This is a genomic window from Ahrensia marina (assembly GCF_001293565.1).
Classification (GTDB): domain Bacteria; phylum Pseudomonadota; class Alphaproteobacteria; order Rhizobiales; family Rhizobiaceae; genus Ahrensia; species Ahrensia marina.
The window spans coordinates 1-16423 of the sequence record NZ_JXMU01000041.1 but is presented as its reverse complement, the minus strand read 5'-3'; the positions used below and the strand labels follow the sequence as shown (position 1 = coordinate 16423).

Genomic DNA, 16423 nt, shown 5'->3' with positions numbered 1-16423 from the left:
GCTTATTGCGCTCAAACTTTTCCTTGGCCATTTTTTTCTCCATTCATGCCGCTAAGCGGCGAGTTAGTTCAAATAAGTTTCGCGAAAGATAACTTAAGCGTATTTTTTCTTGATTTCGTCAGACACTGCCTGCGGAACCGGATCATAATGGTCAAATACCATTGTGTACTGTGCGCGACCTTGGCTCATTGAGCGAAGTGAGTTCACGTAACCGAACATGTTAGCCAGCGGCACCATAGCGCTGATGACTGTGTCGATATTGCGGGACTCAGTTCCGGCAATCTGACCGCGACGTGAGTTCAAGTCACCAATCACATCACCCATGTAGTCTTCAGGTGTTACCACCTCAACCTTCATGATTGGCTCAAGCAACTGGGCACCGGCTTTCTGAGCGCCTTCACGGAACGCTGCACGGGCAGCGATTTCAAAGGCAAGAACAGATGAGTCAACGTCGTGGTATGCACCGTCAAGAAGCGTTGCTTTAACACCCAACATCGGGAAGCCGGCAACAGGACCAGCGTCCATAACAGACTGAATGCCTTTTTCAACACCCGGAATGTATTCCTTAGGAACGTTACCGCCAACGATCTTGGATTCGAATGCGAAATCCTCGCCCTCTGGGTTTGGTTCGAATACGATTTTAACACGCGCGAACTGACCAGAACCACCAGACTGCTTCTTGTGTGTGTAATCAATTTCCGCTTCACGCGTAATTGTTTCACGGTAAGCAACCTGCGGCGCGCCAACATTCGCTTCAACCTTGAATTCGCGCTTCATACGGTCAACGAGAATGTCGAGGTGAAGTTCACCCATGCCGGAAATGATCGTCTGGCCGGATTCTTCATCAGAACGAACGCGGAATGACGGATCTTCAGCAGCCAAGCGGTTAAGGGCAAGGCCCATCTTCTCTTGGTCACCCTTGGTTTTCGGCTCGATAGCGATTGAAATAACCGGATCAGGGAATTCCATGCGCTCCAAAATAACCTGATTAAGGTTGTCGCAAAGAGTATCGCCTGTAGTCGTTTCCTTCAAACCAGCGATCGCAACGATGTCGCCAGCGAAAGCTTCTTTAATATCCACACGGTCATTAGAGTGCATCTGCAACATACGGCCGATACGCTCTTTTTTACCCTTCACAGTGTTCGTAAGCGAACTGCCTGTTTCCAGCTTGCCCGAATAAATACGGCAGAAAGTTAGCGTACCAACAAACGGGTCGTTCATGATTTTGAACGCCAGCATAGAGACAGGCTCATCATCAGATGACGGACGTGTTGTCTCTTTTTCTGTCTTAACATCGATACCTTTAATGGCAGGCACATCGATCGGTGAAGGAAGGAAGTCCGTTACAGCTTCAAGAAGCGGCTGAACGCCTTTGTTTTTAAAAGCCGTTCCACACATCATCGGGAAGAATTCAACGTTGATACAGCCTTTGCGAATAAGCGCACGGAGCTTGTCGTTGTCAGGCATTTCACCTTCCAGATAAGCTTCCATTGCCTCTTCATCGACTTCAACAGCTGTCTCAATCAACATCTCGCGATATTCTTCAGCTTGCGCTTTCAATTCGTCACGAATTTCCAGAATATCCCAGCTTGCACCAAGCTCCTCGCCCTTCCAGACAAGCTCTTTCATTTCGATCAGATCAACGACGCCCTCAAAATCGCTTTCAGAGCCGATTGGCAATTGCAAAACAGCAGGCTTGGCGCCCAAGCGCTCTTTTACTGTTTTGATACAATTGAAAAAGTCAGCGCCTGTCTTGTCCATTTTATTGGCATAGATCATGCGAGGAACGTTGTACTTGTTAGCCTGACGCCAAACAGTCTCGGTCTGCGGCTCAACACCGGCATTGGCATCAAGCAAGGCAACAGCGCCGTCTAGCACGCGCAAAGAACGCTCAACTTCAATCGTGAAGTCAACGTGGCCAGGTGTGTCAATGATATTGTAGCGACGCTTCTTGCCGTCACGGCCTTGCCAGAATGTTGTCGTAGCAGCAGACGTGATCGTGATGCCCCGCTCCTGCTCCTGCTCCATCCAGTCCATGGTCGCAGCACCTTCGTGCACTTCGGCCATCTTGTGGATTTTACCGGTGTAAAACAAGATACGCTCAGTCATCGTTGTCTTACCGGCATCAATGTGTGCCATGATACCGAAGTTACGATAATCTTTAAGTTCGTATTCGCGGGCCATTATACGTGCCTTATCTTCTCAAAAAGTTCCGAATTACCAACGATAGTGCGAGAATGCACGGTTGGCGTCAGCCATTTTGTGCGTGTCTTCGCGTTTCTTAACGGCAGCGCCGCGGTTATTTGCTGCATCGAGCAGCTCACCGGAAAGACGATCAACCATTGTTGTTTCGTTACGCTTGCGCGCAGCTGCAATCATCCAACGGATCGCAAGAGCCTGACGGCGCTCAGGGCGCACATCAACAGGCACCTGGTACGTTGCACCACCAACACGGCGTGAACGAACCTCAACATGCGGCGCTACATTTTCCAAAGCCTGGTGGAACATTTCAACCGGCTCAGCTTTCGACTTCTCTTGAACGATGTCGAAGGCACCATAAACGATACGCTCGGCAATAGACTTTTTGCCGTCAAGCATGATCGCGTTCATGAACTTTGTGACAACCTTATCACCGAATTTCGGATCCGGGTTAATCTCACGTTTTTCTGCACTGTGGCGACGGGACATATTATAATCTCACGTTGTGGCGCACAAAAAGCGCCCAATAAACTTACTTAGGACGCTTCGCGCCATATTTTGAACGACGCTGCTTACGGTTTTTGACGCCTTGCGTATCAAGAACACCACGCAAAATGTGATAACGAACACCCGGCAAGTCTTTTACACGACCGCCGCGGATCATAACAACAGAGTGCTCTTGCAGGTTGTGCCCCTCACCCGGGATATAACCAATAACTTCAAAACCGTTTGTTAGACGAACTTTAGCAACTTTACGCAGCGCAGAGTTCGGCTTTTTCGGTGTCGTCGTATAAACGCGCGTACAAACGCCGCGTTTTTGCGGGTTCGCCTGCAGCGCAGGAACTTTATTTCGCTTTACCGGCGCAACGCGCGGTTTGCGGATCAACTGGTTGACTGTAGGCATTAAAAGCCGTCCTTCGTTCTATTCGGGGCGCACTTGCGCCAGTCACTATTGAACAACGTAAACATAAGCGGACAAGATCGGCTTTCCGATTTGCCCGTAATTCAGAGGAAGCAAAAGCTTCATGATATCAAATATATACATCGCATATGAGACTTGTTTGAGGCTTAAATCTGGCGAATAGACTCACCGACGACGATGCCTCACATCGACTCGTTGGCCGCTTTGTAGTCCCAAGCCCCCAAAACGTCAAGCGGGTACATGCTATTTTTTCCCGCATCGCATCCATGCTTTACCTGCATAGCAGCTTATGCGAGGACAAGGCCACTTCAAAACACAAATACGGACCCGCTATGGAAGCTCCAGAAGATCAAGACCAGCCTGTTTTCATTCTTTTAGGAAAAGTTTGGACAGAAGAAAACACACCGCCGATTGCCGTGCATATTTTACTTAAGGCAGCAGATGACGATTCGGCCATTCGCGAAGCGCTCAATGCCTTGTCGGAAGACGGATATGCCGAAGCGTCTTTCGACCAGATCGGAACACTTGTCGATCAGCCGGATGAGGAACCACACGCTTCTGCCTATCAGGGAGCGATGGAAGGTGAGGTTGCCATCGTTGCATATGATGAAATGCCGGAAGGCAGTGACGCGTCCCCTAGCCGGAACCGGTTAATTGACGACGAAGAGGAAATAAACCCGTTTGATGTGCTGGCTGACTGGGGAAAAGAAAAATAGGTTAGCCAAACGGTAAAAATACAAAAAAGCCGGAGCATCACTGCCCCGGCTTTTTCTTTGTTTCAAAGCAGCGCCTTATTCTGCTGGCGTGCCTTCATTGGACATGTCTTCAAGCATCGCATCTGCTGCTTCAGCATTTGAATGCTTCTGGCGTTCGTCAATGATCAGCGTATCGCGTGAAGATGCAATACGGCGGATCTGGTTCATAGCGCCGCCTGTACCGGCAGGGATCAAGCGTCCTACGATCACGTTCTCTTTAAGACCCTGAAGCGTATCGATCTTACCGGCGATAGAAGCCTCAGTCAGAACTTTCGTTGTCTCCTGGAACGAAGCCGCGGAGATGAACGAAGGTGTCTGCAATGACGCTTTCGTAATACCGAGAAGAACAGGCTCGCCGACAGCCGGCTTCTTGCCTTCGTCCTTCAAGCGCTCGTTAACATCTTCAAGCTCGATACGGTCAACATTGTCACCAACGATGTAACCCGATTCGCCCGGCTCAGTGATTTCCACCTTCTGAAGCATCTGGCGGACAATCACTTCGATGTGCTTATCGTTAATCAGAACGCCCTGAAGTCGGTAAACTTCCTGAACTTCGTCAACGAGGTAAGAAGCAAGTGCTTCAACACCACGCACAGCAAGAATGTCGTGCGGTGCCGGGTTACCATCAAGAATGTAATCACCCTTCTCGATCGGGTCACCATCCTGCAGGTGGAACGGACGACCTTTTGGAATAAGATATTCCGCAGGCTCCATACCCTCTTCGATTGGCTCAATGATAATACGGCGCTTATTCTTGTAGTCGCGACCGTAACGGATCGTACCATCGATTTCAGCGATGACAGCATGGTCTTTCGGACGACGTGCTTCAAACAGTTCGGCAACACGCGGCAGACCACCGGTAATATCTTTTGTTTTGGCAGATTCCATAGGAATACGCGCAATAACATCACCCGGTTTAACTTTCGCGCCCGGCTCAACCGCCAGAATAGCATCTGGAGAAAGCAGGAAGCGTGCATCAGTTCCACGTGCGAGTTTGAGAACATCACCCTTCGCATCGGTAACCGAAATCGCCGGTTTCAAATCTGCTCCGCGCGGATTTGAACGCCAGTCAATAACAACGCGTTTCGTAATACCGGTTGCTTCATCGGTGCTCTCTTCGGCAGAGATACCGTCAACAACGTCTTCCAGCTTAACGATACCCGCCTCTTCCGACATGATCGGACGTGTATACGGATCCCATTCAACCATACGCTGACCACGTTTAATAACATCGCCGTCATCGACCATAACGCGGGAACCATAAGAAACCTTATGGGTTGCGCGCTCATCGCCCTTCTCATCTTTAATGATGATGGACATGTTACGGCCCATGGCAATGTTGTTGCCGGCAGAGTTGCGAACAATGTTGCGGTTCTTGATTTCCACGACACCGTCATAGGATGCCTCAAGGAATGAAGAGTCCACAACCTGCGCTGTACCGCCCATGTGGAACGTACGCATTGTAAGCTGAGTACCCGGCTCACCGATTGACTGCGCCGCAATAACGCCAACAGCCTCACCATGGTTGACCGGTGTACCGCGTGCAAGGTCACGGCCGTAACATACGGCACAGACACCTGACTGCATTTCACAGGTCAATGCTGAACGGATAAGGATCGACTGAACACCGGCTGCTTCGATGCGCTCGACATCAGCCTCGTCAACCATACGTCCGGCAGGAACGATGACCTCATCAGACTTAGGATCGGTAACATCGGCAAGGATCGTACGACCCAGCACACGCTGACCGATAGATGCAACCACATGGCCCGCATCAACGATCGGAGACATAGTCAGACCTTTGTCTGTGCCACAATCTTTCGCTGTGATGATACAGTCCTGAGCCACGTCAACAAGACGGCGTGTCAGATAACCGGAGTTAGCCGTTTTAAGCGCCGTATCAGCAAGACCCTTACGGGCACCGTGTGTGGAGTTGAAGTACTCGTTAACGGTCAAACCTTCTTTAAAGTTCGATGTGATCGGTGTTTCAATGATCTCACCTGACGGTTTGGCCATAAGTCCGCGCATACCGGCAAGCTGCTTCATCTGACGGGTAGAACCACGCGCACCGGAACGGGCCATCATGTAAACAGAGTTCATCTGCTTCTGGCGACCGTTTTCATCGAACTTGATAGCCTGAATACCGGCCATTGTTTCTTCAGTAAGCTTGTCGTCACATTTCGCCCAGGCATCAACGACTTTGTTGTACTTCTCACCAAAGGTAATCAGACCGTCATTATACTGCTGCTCGTATTCTTTTGCGATCTTGTCTGTTTCTTCCACGATCGCCGCTTTTGACGGTGGAATAACCATATCGTCTTTACCAAACGAAATACCCGCACGACATGCGTGGCTGAAGCCAAGCGCCATAATACGGTCGGCAAAGATGACAGTCTCTTTCTGACCGCAGTGACGGTAAACCGTATCAATCATCGCAGAGATATTTTTCTTCGTCATCTCTTGGTTACAGATTGAGAACGGAATTTTCGCGTTCACTGGCAACAACTCACCAAGGATCATACGGCCCGGCGTTGTTTCATGCAGTTCGTTGACCGGGTTGCCCTCTTCATCAATCGTTTTGAAGCGGCCTTTGATCTTGGTGTGCAGCGTTACAATGCCATTATCAAGCGCATGATGCAGTTCGCCCATATCAGCGAAAATCATGTCTTGGCCCGGCTCGTTTTCCGCAACGATAGACAGATAGTAAAGGCCAAGAACCATATCCTGTGAAGGCACGATGATCGGAAGACCATTGGCTGGGTGCAGGATGTTGTTCGTTGACATCATCAAAACACGGGCTTCAAGCTGTGCTTCAAGAGAAAGCGGAACGTGAACAGCCATCTGGTCACCGTCAAAGTCAGCGTTAAACGCTGTACAAACAAGCGGGTGAAGCTGGATCGCTTTACCTTCAATAAGCACAGGTTCAAATGCCTGAATACCAAGACGGTGCAAAGTTGGCGCACGGTTCAAAAGAACCGGATGTTCGCGAATAACCTCGTCCAGAATATCCCAGACTTCCGGCTTTTCTTTCTCAACCAGCTTCTTGGCCTGCTTAACAGTCGAAGAATAACCCTTCGCATCAAGACGCGCATAGATAAACGGTTTGAACAATTCCAAAGCCATTTTCTTAGGCAGACCGCATTGGTGCAGCTTCAACTCAGGACCGGTCACGATAACCGAACGGCCGGAATAGTCGACGCGCTTACCAAGCAAGTTCTGGCGGAAACGGCCCTGCTTGCCTTTCAGCATATCGGACAGTGATTTCAGCGGACGCTTGTTGGCACCTGTAATCACACGGCCACGGCGGCCATTGTCAAACAGTGCATCAACCGATTCCTGAAGCATACGCTTCTCGTTACGGATAATGATGCCCGGCGCACGCAATTCCATCAAGCGCTTCAAGCGATTGTTGCGGTTGATCACGCGGCGGTAAAGATCGTTCAAGTCTGATGTTGCAAAGCGGCCGCCATCAAGTGGAACCAGCGGACGCAGATCCGGCGGAATAACCGGAATAATTGTCATGATCATCCACTCAGGACGGTTGCCTGAATCCATGAAGTTCTCAACGACTTTAAGGCGCTTGAGAAGCTTTTTGGTTTTAAGCTCGGAAGAAGTCGCATCAAGCTCGTCGCGCAGCTCGACAGCAATCTTTTGCAGGTCAAGCCCAGCAAGAATCGTCTGAATAGCTTCCGCACCGATCATGCAAGTGAACTGGTCTTCGCCGAACTCTTCGCCAGCCGTCATGAATTCTTCTTCAGAAAGAAGCTGATGCTCTTTCAAGGAAGTCAGACCAGGCTCGGTAACAATGTAGTTCTCGAAATAAAGAACCCGCTCGATGTCCTTCAAAGTCATGTCGAGAAGCGTAGCAATACGGCTTGGCAGTGATTTCAGGAACCAGATATGCGCAACAGGCGCTGCCAGTTCGATGTGGCCCATACGTTCACGGCGAACGCGTGAGAGAGTAACCTCAACACCACATTTTTCGCAGATAATACCTTTGTATTTCATACGCTTATATTTGCCGCAAAGACATTCATAGTCTTTGATCGGGCCGAAAATACGCGCACAGAAAAGACCGTCACGCTCTGGCTTGAACGTACGGTAATTGATGGTTTCCGGCTTTTTGATCTCGCCGAATGACCAAGAAAGAATTTTCTCCGGAGACGCAATCGAAATGCGAATAGAGTCGAAATTCTGTGAAGTGGCCTGAGGGTTGAATAGATTTGCAACCTCTTGGTTCATGCCGTTCTCCTTTGGGCCGAGCCCGTTTTAAACAGTGGAGCAATGACTGCCCCTAAATTAGATGGCGGTAAGCATTCGCTAAAACCGTCACGATGAATGGCAACTGGCGATAAAATCGCCAATTGCTTAACTCAAACGCTTACTCAGCTGCGTCGGGCAATGCTTCTTGCTCTTCACCTTCAGCAGAACGTGTCGAAGACAGCTCTACATTCAGACCGAGAGAACGCATTTCCTTAACGAGAACGTTGAAGCTTTCCGGAATACCGGCTTCAAACGTATCGTCACCACGAACAATTGCTTCATACACTTTTGTACGACCGGCAACATCATCCGACTTCACGGTCAACATTTCCTGCAAGGTATATGCTGCGCCGTAAGCCTCAAGTGCCCACACTTCCATCTCACCAAAGCGCTGACCACCGAACTGCGCCTTACCACCAAGCGGCTGCTGGGTAACAAGCGAGTAAGGACCAATCGAACGCGCGTGGATTTTATCGTCCACGAGGTGATGCAGTTTAAGCATATAGATGTAGCCGACAGTCACAGGACGGTCGAACTGTTCACCTGTACGCCCATCATACAAAATGGACTGACCGCTGTCATCAAGACCTGCTTTGGTCAGCATTTCGTTGATTTCCTGCTCGACAGCACCATCAAAGACCGGTGTCGCGATAGAAACGCCGCGGCGGAACTGTTCACCGACAACAACGAGAGATTCATCATCCATGTCGCGAACCGGCTCATTGCGGTCATTGGCAGGGATCATATCTTCCATTGTCAGGCGCAGCGGTTGAATATCACCGCTTTCCTTATAGGCGTCGATCATATCACCGATCTTTTTGCCCATACCGGCACAAGCCCAACCCAAATGAGTTTCAAGGATCTGTCCAACGTTCATACGTGACGGAACACCAAGCGGGTTCAGCACGATGTCAACATGCTCGCCATTTTCAAGGAAAGGCATATCTTCGTTAGGCAGGATGCGGGAAACCACACCTTTGTTACCGTGACGGCCGGCCATCTTGTCGCCCGGCTGGATTTTGCGCTTGATAGCAACAAAAACCTTCACCATTTTCATCACGCCAGGAGGCATCTCGTCGCCGCGCTGGACCTTCTCGACCTTGTCCATAAAGCGCTGTTCAAGCAGACCTTTGGATTCGTCGTACTGGTTGCGAAGCTGCTCCAGACCGTCCTGCGCCTTTTCATCGGCAACAGCAAACTGCCACCATTGTGAGCGCGGATATTCATCAAGCACTTCATCAGTGATCGCAGTGCCTTTTTTGAAGCCTTTCGGACCGGCAATTGTTTCCTGACCCTTCAACATGTCAGCCAGACGGCCATATGTGTTGCGGTCAAGAATTGTTTGCTCGTCGTCACGGTCTTTGGCAAGACGCTCGATTTCCTCGCGCTCGATAGCCATTGCGCGCTCGTCTTTTTCAACGCCGTGGCGGTTGAATACACGAACTTCAACAACAGTACCGAATGCACCAGGCGACATGCGCATGGATGTATCGCGAACGTCAGACGCTTTTTCACCGAAGATCGCACGCAGAAGTTTTTCTTCCGGTGTCATCGGGCTTTCGCCCTTCGGTGTGATCTTGCCGACAAGAATGTCGCCCGGACCAACTTCAGCACCAATATAAGTAATGCCGGCTTCATCGAGGTTTTTCAGCGCTTCTTCCGAAACGTTCGGAATATCGCGTGTGATTTCCTCAGGTCCAAGCTTTGTATCACGCGCCATCACTTCGAATTCTTCCAAGTGGATAGAGGTGAACACGTCATCGCGCACAACACGCTCTGAAAGCAGGATTGAGTCCTCGTAGTTGTAACCGTTCCAAGGCATAAACGCGACAAGCACGTTACGGCCAAGCGCCAAGTCACCAAGGTCCGTAGAAGGACCGTCGGCAATAATGTCGCCTTTGTTCAAAACGTCACCCACACGCACCAGCGGACGCTGGTTGATACAGGTTGACTGGTTTGAACGCTGGAACTTCTGCAGGCGGTAAATATCAACACCCGCCTCGCCCGGATCAAGTTCATCTGTTGCGCGAACAACGATACGTGTCGCGTCAACCTGATCAACAATACCCGCACGGCGTGCGCCGATCGCAGCGCCTGAGTCACGCGCTACAATTGCTTCCATGCCGGTGCCGACAAATGGTGCATCCGCACGCAAAAGCGGCACAGCCTGACGCTGCATGTTTGAACCCATAAGCGCACGGTTCGCATCGTCGTTCTCAAGGAACGGGATAAGCGCTGCCGCAACCGAAACGAGCTGTTTCGGAGAAACGTCCATAAGGTCAACCACTTCGCGCGGCGCCATCATCACATCGCCATTGTGACGTGCAATCACGAACTCATTGGCAAGTGCGCCGTTTTCGTCAATTTCAGCATTCGCCTGCGCAACGTGATATTTGGCTTCTTCCATTGCTGAAAGATAGACAACGTCCTGCGTTACCTTACCGTCGACGATTTTGCGGTACGGGCTTTCGATAAAGCCGTATTTATTTACCCGCGCAAATGTCGAAAGCGAGTTGATCAGACCGATGTTCGGACCTTCCGGTGTTTCAATCGGACAGATACGGCCATAGTGCGTTGGGTGAACGTCGCGAACCTCAAAGCCGGCACGTTCACGTGTCAAACCACCAGGCCCAAGCGCAGAAAGACGACGCTTGTGCGTAATCTCGGACAGCGGGTTGGTTTGGTCCATAAACTGTGAAAGCTGGGAAGAACCGAAGAATTCACGAACCGCAGCAGCAGCAGGCTTCGCATTGATCAAATCCTGCGGCATTACCGTGTCGATATCGATAGAAGACATGCGTTCCTTGATGGCACGCTCCATACGAAGCAGACCAACACGGTACTGGTTTTCCATCAACTCGCCAACAGAGCGAACACGGCGGTTACCAAGGTTGTCGATATCGTCAATTTCGCCCTTGCCGTCACGAAGGTTCAACAGTGTGCGAACGACTTCAACGATGTCCTCTTTGCGAAGAATACGCACTGTATCTTCAGCCTGAAGGTCAAGACGCATGTTCATCTTCACACGGCCAACCGCTGACAGATCATAGCGTTCGGTATCAAAGAACAACGACTGGAACATAGCTTCCGCTGTTTCCATGGTCGGCGGCTCACCCGGACGCATCACGCGGTATATATCAAACAAAGCTTCCTGACGGTTGCTGTTTTTATCAGCCGCCAGTGTTGTGCGCATATATGGGCCAACATTGACAAAGTCGATATCGAGAACCTGGAAGTTAATATTGCCGGTCTCGATCAAAGTTGCGAGCAACTCTTCATCGATTTCGTCGCCGGCTTCAGCATAAATCTCACCGGTTTGCTCGTTGACAATATCTTCTGCAAGATAGCTGCCGAACAGGTCTTCGTCTGTTGCCTTGATCGCTTTGACGTTTTTTGCCTGAATCTCTTTGATTGTCTTGGCAGTGATTTTCTTACCGGACTCAACAATGACTTCGCCGCTGTCAGCATCGACAAGATCTTTGGCCGCTTTTGTGCCTTTCATCTTCTCGGCGGAAAGCGGAATACGCCACTCTTCGCCATCACGCTGGTAGGATACAAAGTTGTAATATTCAGCCAAAATGTCTTCTGGAGAAAGACCAAGCGCCATCAAAAGCGTTGTTACCGGCAGTTTGCGGCGGCGGTCGATACGTGCATGTACGACATCTTTGGCATCAAACTCGATATCAAGCCATGAGCCACGGTATGGAATAACACGCGATGCAAACAGAAGCTTGCCCGATGAATGCGTTTTACCTTTGTCGTGATCAAAGAACACGCCAGGAGAGCGGTGCATCTGGGAAACGATAACACGCTCGGTGCCATTCACTATGAATGTACCGTTTGGCGTCATGAGCGGCATATCGCCCATGTAAACGTCCTGCTCTTTGATGTCCTTGACAGATTTAGCACCTGTTTCTTCATCGACATCAAACACGATCAAACGCAATGTCACTTTCAGCGGGGCTGAAAATGTCAAATCGCGCTGACGACATTCTTCTGTATCAAATTTAGGCTTTTCGTATTCAAAACGTACGAATTCAAGCATTGCCGTACCGGCAAAATCCTGAATTGGAAATACAGATTTGAAAGCTGCCTGCAATCCTTCGTCCGGTCGACCACCTTCCGGAACATCAACCATCAAAAATTGATCATAAGATGCTTTTTGCACCTCAATCAAATTTGGCATTTCCGTCACATCAGGAATATCACCAAAAAACTTGCGAACCCGCTTACGACCGTTAAATGAAATGGTCTGCGCCATTGCCGCTCCTCATCGTCTCGCCACTAAGGCGTTATCTTGGTTACGCTCGCATATGTTGCATATGAGAGCCCTATCGATTGTGGTGACAAGCCCATGCGCCCGGCTTGCTCGTCCTTAAAATAGATTTACCCGTCAGAAACGGATAAAACCCATTTCCGAAAACCTCCAATACAACGGAGATTTCAGGAAAAGGGTTACGCCAGATTACGGTGTCAGACACAATCAGATGACTGTGCCTGACATCGATAAAGCAAAAGCTTACTTCATTGATGCTTTCGCACCAGCTTCTGTAAGTTTTTTCACGATCTCTTCAGCTTCGCCTTTAGAGATTGCTTCTTTAACAGCTTTAGGAGCCGCTTCTACCATGTCTTTAGCTTCTTTGAGGCCAAGACCTGTGATACCGCGAACTTCTTTAATCACGTTGATTTTCTGTGCGCCTGCGTCTTCAAGAATGACGTCGAATTCGTCTTTTTCTTCAGCAGCAGCTTCGCCACCAGCAGCGCCGCCAGCAGCAGCAACAGCTACAGGAGCAGCGGCAGAAACGCCCCAGTGCTCTTCAAGCATTTTAGAAAGTTCAGCAGCTTCCATAACAGTAAGAGCTGAGAGGTCTTCAACGATTTTAGCTAGATCAGCCATTTTAGTTTCCTAGTTTTTAAGTTCGAACCAATGTCGATGTTTCAATATTTACAAAGAACGCCTATGCGTCTTCGCCCTGTGCGGCATATGCACCGATGACACGTGCGACCTGACCGGCCGGTGCAGCGGTAACGGCAGCGATACGCGTTGCTGGTGTCTGGATCATTCCAACCAGCTTGCCTCGTAGCTCGTCGAGTGATGGAAGTTCAGCAAGAGCCTTCACGCCACCTTTATCGAGAACTGTTGAGCCAAGTGCGCCGCCAAGAAGAACGAGCTTGTCGTTACCCTTAGCGAACTCGCTTGCAATTTTAGGAGCTGTTACCGGATCTTCGGCATAAGCAATCAAAGTCTGTCCAGTGAACAGATCAGCAATTCCTTCAGCTTCTGTGCCTTCTAGAGCGATTTTAACAAGACGGTTCTTCGCGACTTTCACAGTACCGCCCGCATTGCGCATTTTTGAGCGAAGATCGCTCATCTCTGCAACGGTCAGACCTGTATAGTGGGCCACAATAACAGAACCTGAGTCCTTAAAGACTGAGTTCAGCTTTGTGACGAATTCGCGTTTTTCCGCTCTTTCCACTTTGTCACTCCGATTGACGGTCATCCAAATGGATAACCGTTAGTTTGCCTTTGTCACCTGTCACGATCAGCATAAGCTTCACGATCAAAGCGACGCTCGAGGATCCTGCCCCCTCGCATCCAAGCTTCGAAAATCGAAACAAATGACACAAGGCAGTACGGTTCGAACTCAACTTCCGATAAATCGGATAATCTCGTTCTCACCCGTCTCATGTAGGTCCATTTGAATTAAGACGTCCCGGTTAGGAGCCGTCACCCACAATCTCGGACAGGAAGCCAGACTTACGCCTGACTTATTCGAACCGGTTGCCCGGTCCGAAATTCTTAAAACAGTCGATTATGCCGCTGATGAAAGCGTAGCAAGATCAACTTTAACGCCAGCACCCATTGTCGAAGACAATGAAACGCGCTGTACATAAGTGCCTTTCGCACCTGATGGCTTAGCTTTATTCACAGCATCCAGAAATGCGCGAATATTCGCTTCAATCGCATCGGCAGCGAATGATGCACGGCCAACGCCTGCGTGAAGAATACCGGCTTTTTCAACACGGAATTCAACAGCGCCGCCTTTTGAGTTTTTAACAGCAGTTGCAACATCCGGTGTCACAGTGCCAACCTTTGGGTTTGGCATCATGTTGCGCGGACCAAGAACCTTACCAAGGCGGCCAACAAGCGGCATCATGTCAGGTGTTGCAATACAGCGGTCAAAATTGATTTCGCCGGCCTGAACCTTTTCTACGAGATCCTCAGCACCAACAACATCAGCGCCGGCAGCTTTAGCTTCATCCGCTTTATCGCCGCGTGCAAAAACAGCAACACGAACATCACGGCCTGTACCGCTTGGCAGGCTGACTACGCCGCGAACCATCTGGTCAGCATGACGCGGGTCAACACCGAGGTTTACAGCAATTTCGATTGTCTCATCGAATTTTGCAGTCGCACGCTCTTTTACCATCGCAACAGCATCGCTGAGTGCGTAAAGCTTTGTGTTATCAACGCCTTCACGAAGCGCCTTTGTGCGTTTTCCAAGTTTCGCCATCAGATCAGCCTTCCACTTCCAGACCCATTGAACGCGCAGAACCTTCGATCATCAGCATAGCTGCGTCGATGTCGGCTGCATTCAGGTCTTTCATTTTAAGTTCAGCAATTTCACGAACCTTGGCGCGTGATACTTTACCGGCGATCGATTTACCTGGCTCTTTTGACGCAGACTTAAGACCGGCTGCTTTTTTCAAAAGATAAGAGGCAGGAGGTGTCTTTGTCTTAAAAGTAAAAGACTTGTCCTGATAGTATGTGATCAGCGTAGGAACCGGAGCGCCTTTTTCAATTTCACCTGTAGCAGCATTGAATGCCTTACAGAATTCCATGATATTAATACCGCGCTGACCCAAAGCCGGGCCGATTGGCGGTGACGGGTTTGCAGAACCCGCAGGCACTTGCAGCTTTAGCTGACCTGCAATTTTTTTAGCCATATCTAGCTTCCTTATATGAAGTGCGACCATCGCACTTTGTTTTAGAAGGTCGGTGGTCCGATTTCACATGCGGCTAACATGCTGCCTCTCCCACCTTTCAAAAACGCCAAAACCCTTGACGCTTTCCTATTCAGCCTAGCCCTTCTCGACCATGCTAAATTCAAGATCGACAGGCGTTGCACGCCCGAAGATCGAAACTTCTACTTTCAGGCGTGAACGTTCTTCATCGACTTCCTGAACGATACCGTTAAAGGAGGCAAAAGAACCTTCGGTAACACGCACTGTTTCACCAACCTCAAAGGAGATGGACGGCTTAGGCCGGTCGACACCTTCCTGGATTTGGTTCAAAATTTCATCCGCTTCACGGTCAGGGATTGGCAAAGGCTTTTGATCCGAACCCAAGAAGCCTGTCACACGCGGCGTATTCTTGATGAGGTGGTAGACCTCGTCCGTCAGATTGGCGCGCACCATGACGTAGCCGGGAAAGAATTTACGCTCTGCATCGACCTTGCGGCCACGGCGAACTTCCAGCACCTTTTCAACAGGAACAAGAATCTGTTCGAAGTGATCCGAAAGTCCCTTGATGCGAGCGCCCTCTTCAATCGCTTCAGCGACCTTCTTTTCGAAGTTCGAATAAGCGTGAACAATGTACCATCTGGCCGTCATGTGATGCGTTGCCTAAACTTTAGTAAAAATTAAATGCCAAACACGAGGTCAAAGACCCAACTGAACAACTGATCGGCGGCGAAAAAGAATACAGATGCAAGAAATACCATAATTAGGACCATAATCGTCGAAATCATTGTTTCGCGACGTGTAGGCCAAGTCACTTTTGCAGTTTCTTGGCGAACCTGCTGAATAAATGTGAACGGATTTGTTCTTGCCATATGTAAAATACCGCCGAAACGGTGCCTCTCAATCTGAAGCCAGACTTAAACTCGATTTACAACAAAACGGCCCAAGCAACTGATAACTAAGCTCTTTCGAAAAAATCTCAGTTATTTTACTTAAGCCAAAACTCTGTTTGGTGGCCGCGCACCCGCATAAATGCAATCCTAGCGCTCGCGTGATCTAGCGACGATTCCATGATAAATCAAGGGATTATTGCAATTTAAATTGCAAGTTCGGGATCAAAATCAATCCGGTGCCTAAAATGGCAGGGGCGCACGGGCTCGAACCGTGGACCTTCGGTTTTGGAGACCGACGCTCTACCAACTGAGCTACACCCCTAAAAACCACCAACAGGTGCTTCGTGTCGCGTGATAATGCGGCTTGCCGCAAAGTGCAACAAAAAAGGCGGGAAAAATCCCGCCTTTTCGCAAATAATTATACTGAA

General features: G+C 49.7%; 11 protein-coding genes, 1 tRNA gene and 1 pseudogene. 1 reads left to right on the top strand and 12 read right to left on the bottom strand.

Translation table 11 applies throughout. From position 1 onward, the window contains the following. Positions 1-93: 93 nt before the first annotated feature. Genes fusA through rpsL form a run of 3 tightly spaced genes read right to left on the bottom strand, consistent with a single transcriptional unit; the run spans position 94 to position 3103 of the window. Complete coding sequence (fusA, locus tag SU32_RS16630) at positions 94-2184, bottom strand: elongation factor G (protein WP_054000506.1); 2091 nt, start codon at positions 2182-2184, stop codon at positions 94-96. A 33-nt stretch (positions 2185-2217) separates the two neighbouring features. Next, complete coding sequence (gene rpsG, locus SU32_RS16625) at positions 2218-2688, bottom strand: 30S ribosomal protein S7 (RefSeq protein WP_054000505.1); 471 nt, start codon at positions 2686-2688, stop codon at positions 2218-2220. Between the two features lie 43 nt (positions 2689-2731). Then, complete coding sequence (gene rpsL / locus SU32_RS16620; RefSeq protein ID WP_026479049.1) at positions 2732-3103, bottom strand: 30S ribosomal protein S12; 372 nt, start codon at positions 3101-3103, stop codon at positions 2732-2734. Positions 3104-3453: 350 nt separating this feature from the next. On the opposite strand from rpsL, the pseudogene SU32_RS16615 reads away from it, so the two are divergent. After that, positions 3454-3726: pseudogene (locus SU32_RS16615) on the top strand (transcriptional regulator); the annotation flags it as partial. A gap of 186 nt (positions 3727-3912) precedes the next feature. Here SU32_RS16615 and rpoC read toward each other — a convergent pair. From rpoC to SU32_RS16570, 9 genes are all read right to left on the bottom strand, one after another. Beyond that, complete coding sequence (gene rpoC / locus SU32_RS16610; protein ID WP_054000504.1) at positions 3913-8118, bottom strand: DNA-directed RNA polymerase subunit beta'; 4206 nt, start codon at positions 8116-8118, stop codon at positions 3913-3915. Positions 8119-8257: 139 nt separating this feature from the next. Next, on the bottom strand, positions 8258-12400 hold the full coding sequence (gene rpoB, locus SU32_RS16605; RefSeq protein ID WP_054000503.1) for a DNA-directed RNA polymerase subunit beta: 4143 nt from the start codon (positions 12398-12400) through the stop codon (positions 8258-8260). 258 nt (positions 12401-12658) lie between these two features. After that, a complete protein-coding gene (rplL, locus tag SU32_RS16600) occupies positions 12659-13036 on the bottom strand; it encodes a 50S ribosomal protein L7/L12 (protein WP_054000502.1) in 378 nt (125 codons plus the stop codon). A gap of 61 nt (positions 13037-13097) precedes the next feature. After that, positions 13098-13616 (bottom strand): 50S ribosomal protein L10, encoded by a 519-nt coding sequence (gene rplJ, locus SU32_RS16595; RefSeq protein WP_054000507.1) that lies wholly within the window; start codon positions 13614-13616, stop codon positions 13098-13100. A 336-nt stretch (positions 13617-13952) separates the two neighbouring features. Then, positions 13953-14654 (bottom strand): 50S ribosomal protein L1, encoded by a 702-nt coding sequence (rplA, locus tag SU32_RS16590; RefSeq protein WP_054000501.1) that lies wholly within the window; start codon positions 14652-14654, stop codon positions 13953-13955. Positions 14655-14658: 4 nt separating this feature from the next. Further along, the gene (gene rplK, locus SU32_RS16585) at positions 14659-15087 is read right to left on the bottom strand and encodes a 50S ribosomal protein L11 (protein ID WP_054000500.1); all 429 of its coding nucleotides are present in this window, start codon (positions 15085-15087) and stop codon (positions 14659-14661) included. 135 nt (positions 15088-15222) lie between these two features. Continuing rightward, positions 15223-15753: a transcription termination/antitermination protein NusG gene (gene nusG, locus SU32_RS16580; protein WP_054000499.1), complete on the bottom strand. Its 531-nt coding sequence runs from the start codon at positions 15751-15753 to the stop codon at positions 15223-15225. A gap of 29 nt (positions 15754-15782) precedes the next feature. Further along, complete coding sequence (secE, locus tag SU32_RS16575) at positions 15783-15974, bottom strand: preprotein translocase subunit SecE (RefSeq protein ID WP_054000498.1); 192 nt, start codon at positions 15972-15974, stop codon at positions 15783-15785. A 267-nt stretch (positions 15975-16241) separates the two neighbouring features. After that, a tRNA-Trp gene (locus SU32_RS16570) sits at positions 16242-16317 on the bottom strand. Between the last annotated feature and the right edge of the window lie 106 nt (positions 16318-16423).

What these genes read in the sequence shown, in the direction of transcription:
- rpoC (WP_054000504.1), bottom strand. Translation starts at nt 8,118, where the DNA reads ATGAACCAAGAGGTTGCAAATCTATTCAACCCTCAGGCCACTTCACAG.
- rpsL (WP_026479049.1), bottom strand. Translation starts at nt 3,103, where the DNA reads ATGCCTACAGTCAACCAGTTGATCCGCAAACCGCGCGTTGCGCCGGTA.
- rplK (WP_054000500.1), bottom strand. Translation starts at nt 15,087, where the DNA reads ATGGCTAAAAAAATTGCAGGTCAGCTAAAGCTGCAAGTGCCTGCGGGT.
- secE (WP_054000498.1), bottom strand. Translation starts at nt 15,974, where the DNA reads ATGGCAAGAACAAATCCGTTCACATTTATTCAGCAGGTTCGCCAAGAA.
- rpoB (WP_054000503.1), bottom strand. Translation starts at nt 12,400, where the DNA reads ATGGCGCAGACCATTTCATTTAACGGTCGTAAGCGGGTTCGCAAGTTT.
- rpsG (WP_054000505.1), bottom strand. Translation starts at nt 2,688, where the DNA reads ATGTCCCGTCGCCACAGTGCAGAAAAACGTGAGATTAACCCGGATCCG.
- rplA (WP_054000501.1), bottom strand. Translation starts at nt 14,654, where the DNA reads ATGGCGAAACTTGGAAAACGCACAAAGGCGCTTCGTGAAGGCGTTGAT.
- rplL (WP_054000502.1), bottom strand. Translation starts at nt 13,036, where the DNA reads ATGGCTGATCTAGCTAAAATCGTTGAAGACCTCTCAGCTCTTACTGTT.
- nusG (WP_054000499.1), bottom strand. Translation starts at nt 15,753, where the DNA reads ATGACGGCCAGATGGTACATTGTTCACGCTTATTCGAACTTCGAAAAG.
- fusA (WP_054000506.1), bottom strand. Translation starts at nt 2,184, where the DNA reads ATGGCCCGCGAATACGAACTTAAAGATTATCGTAACTTCGGTATCATG.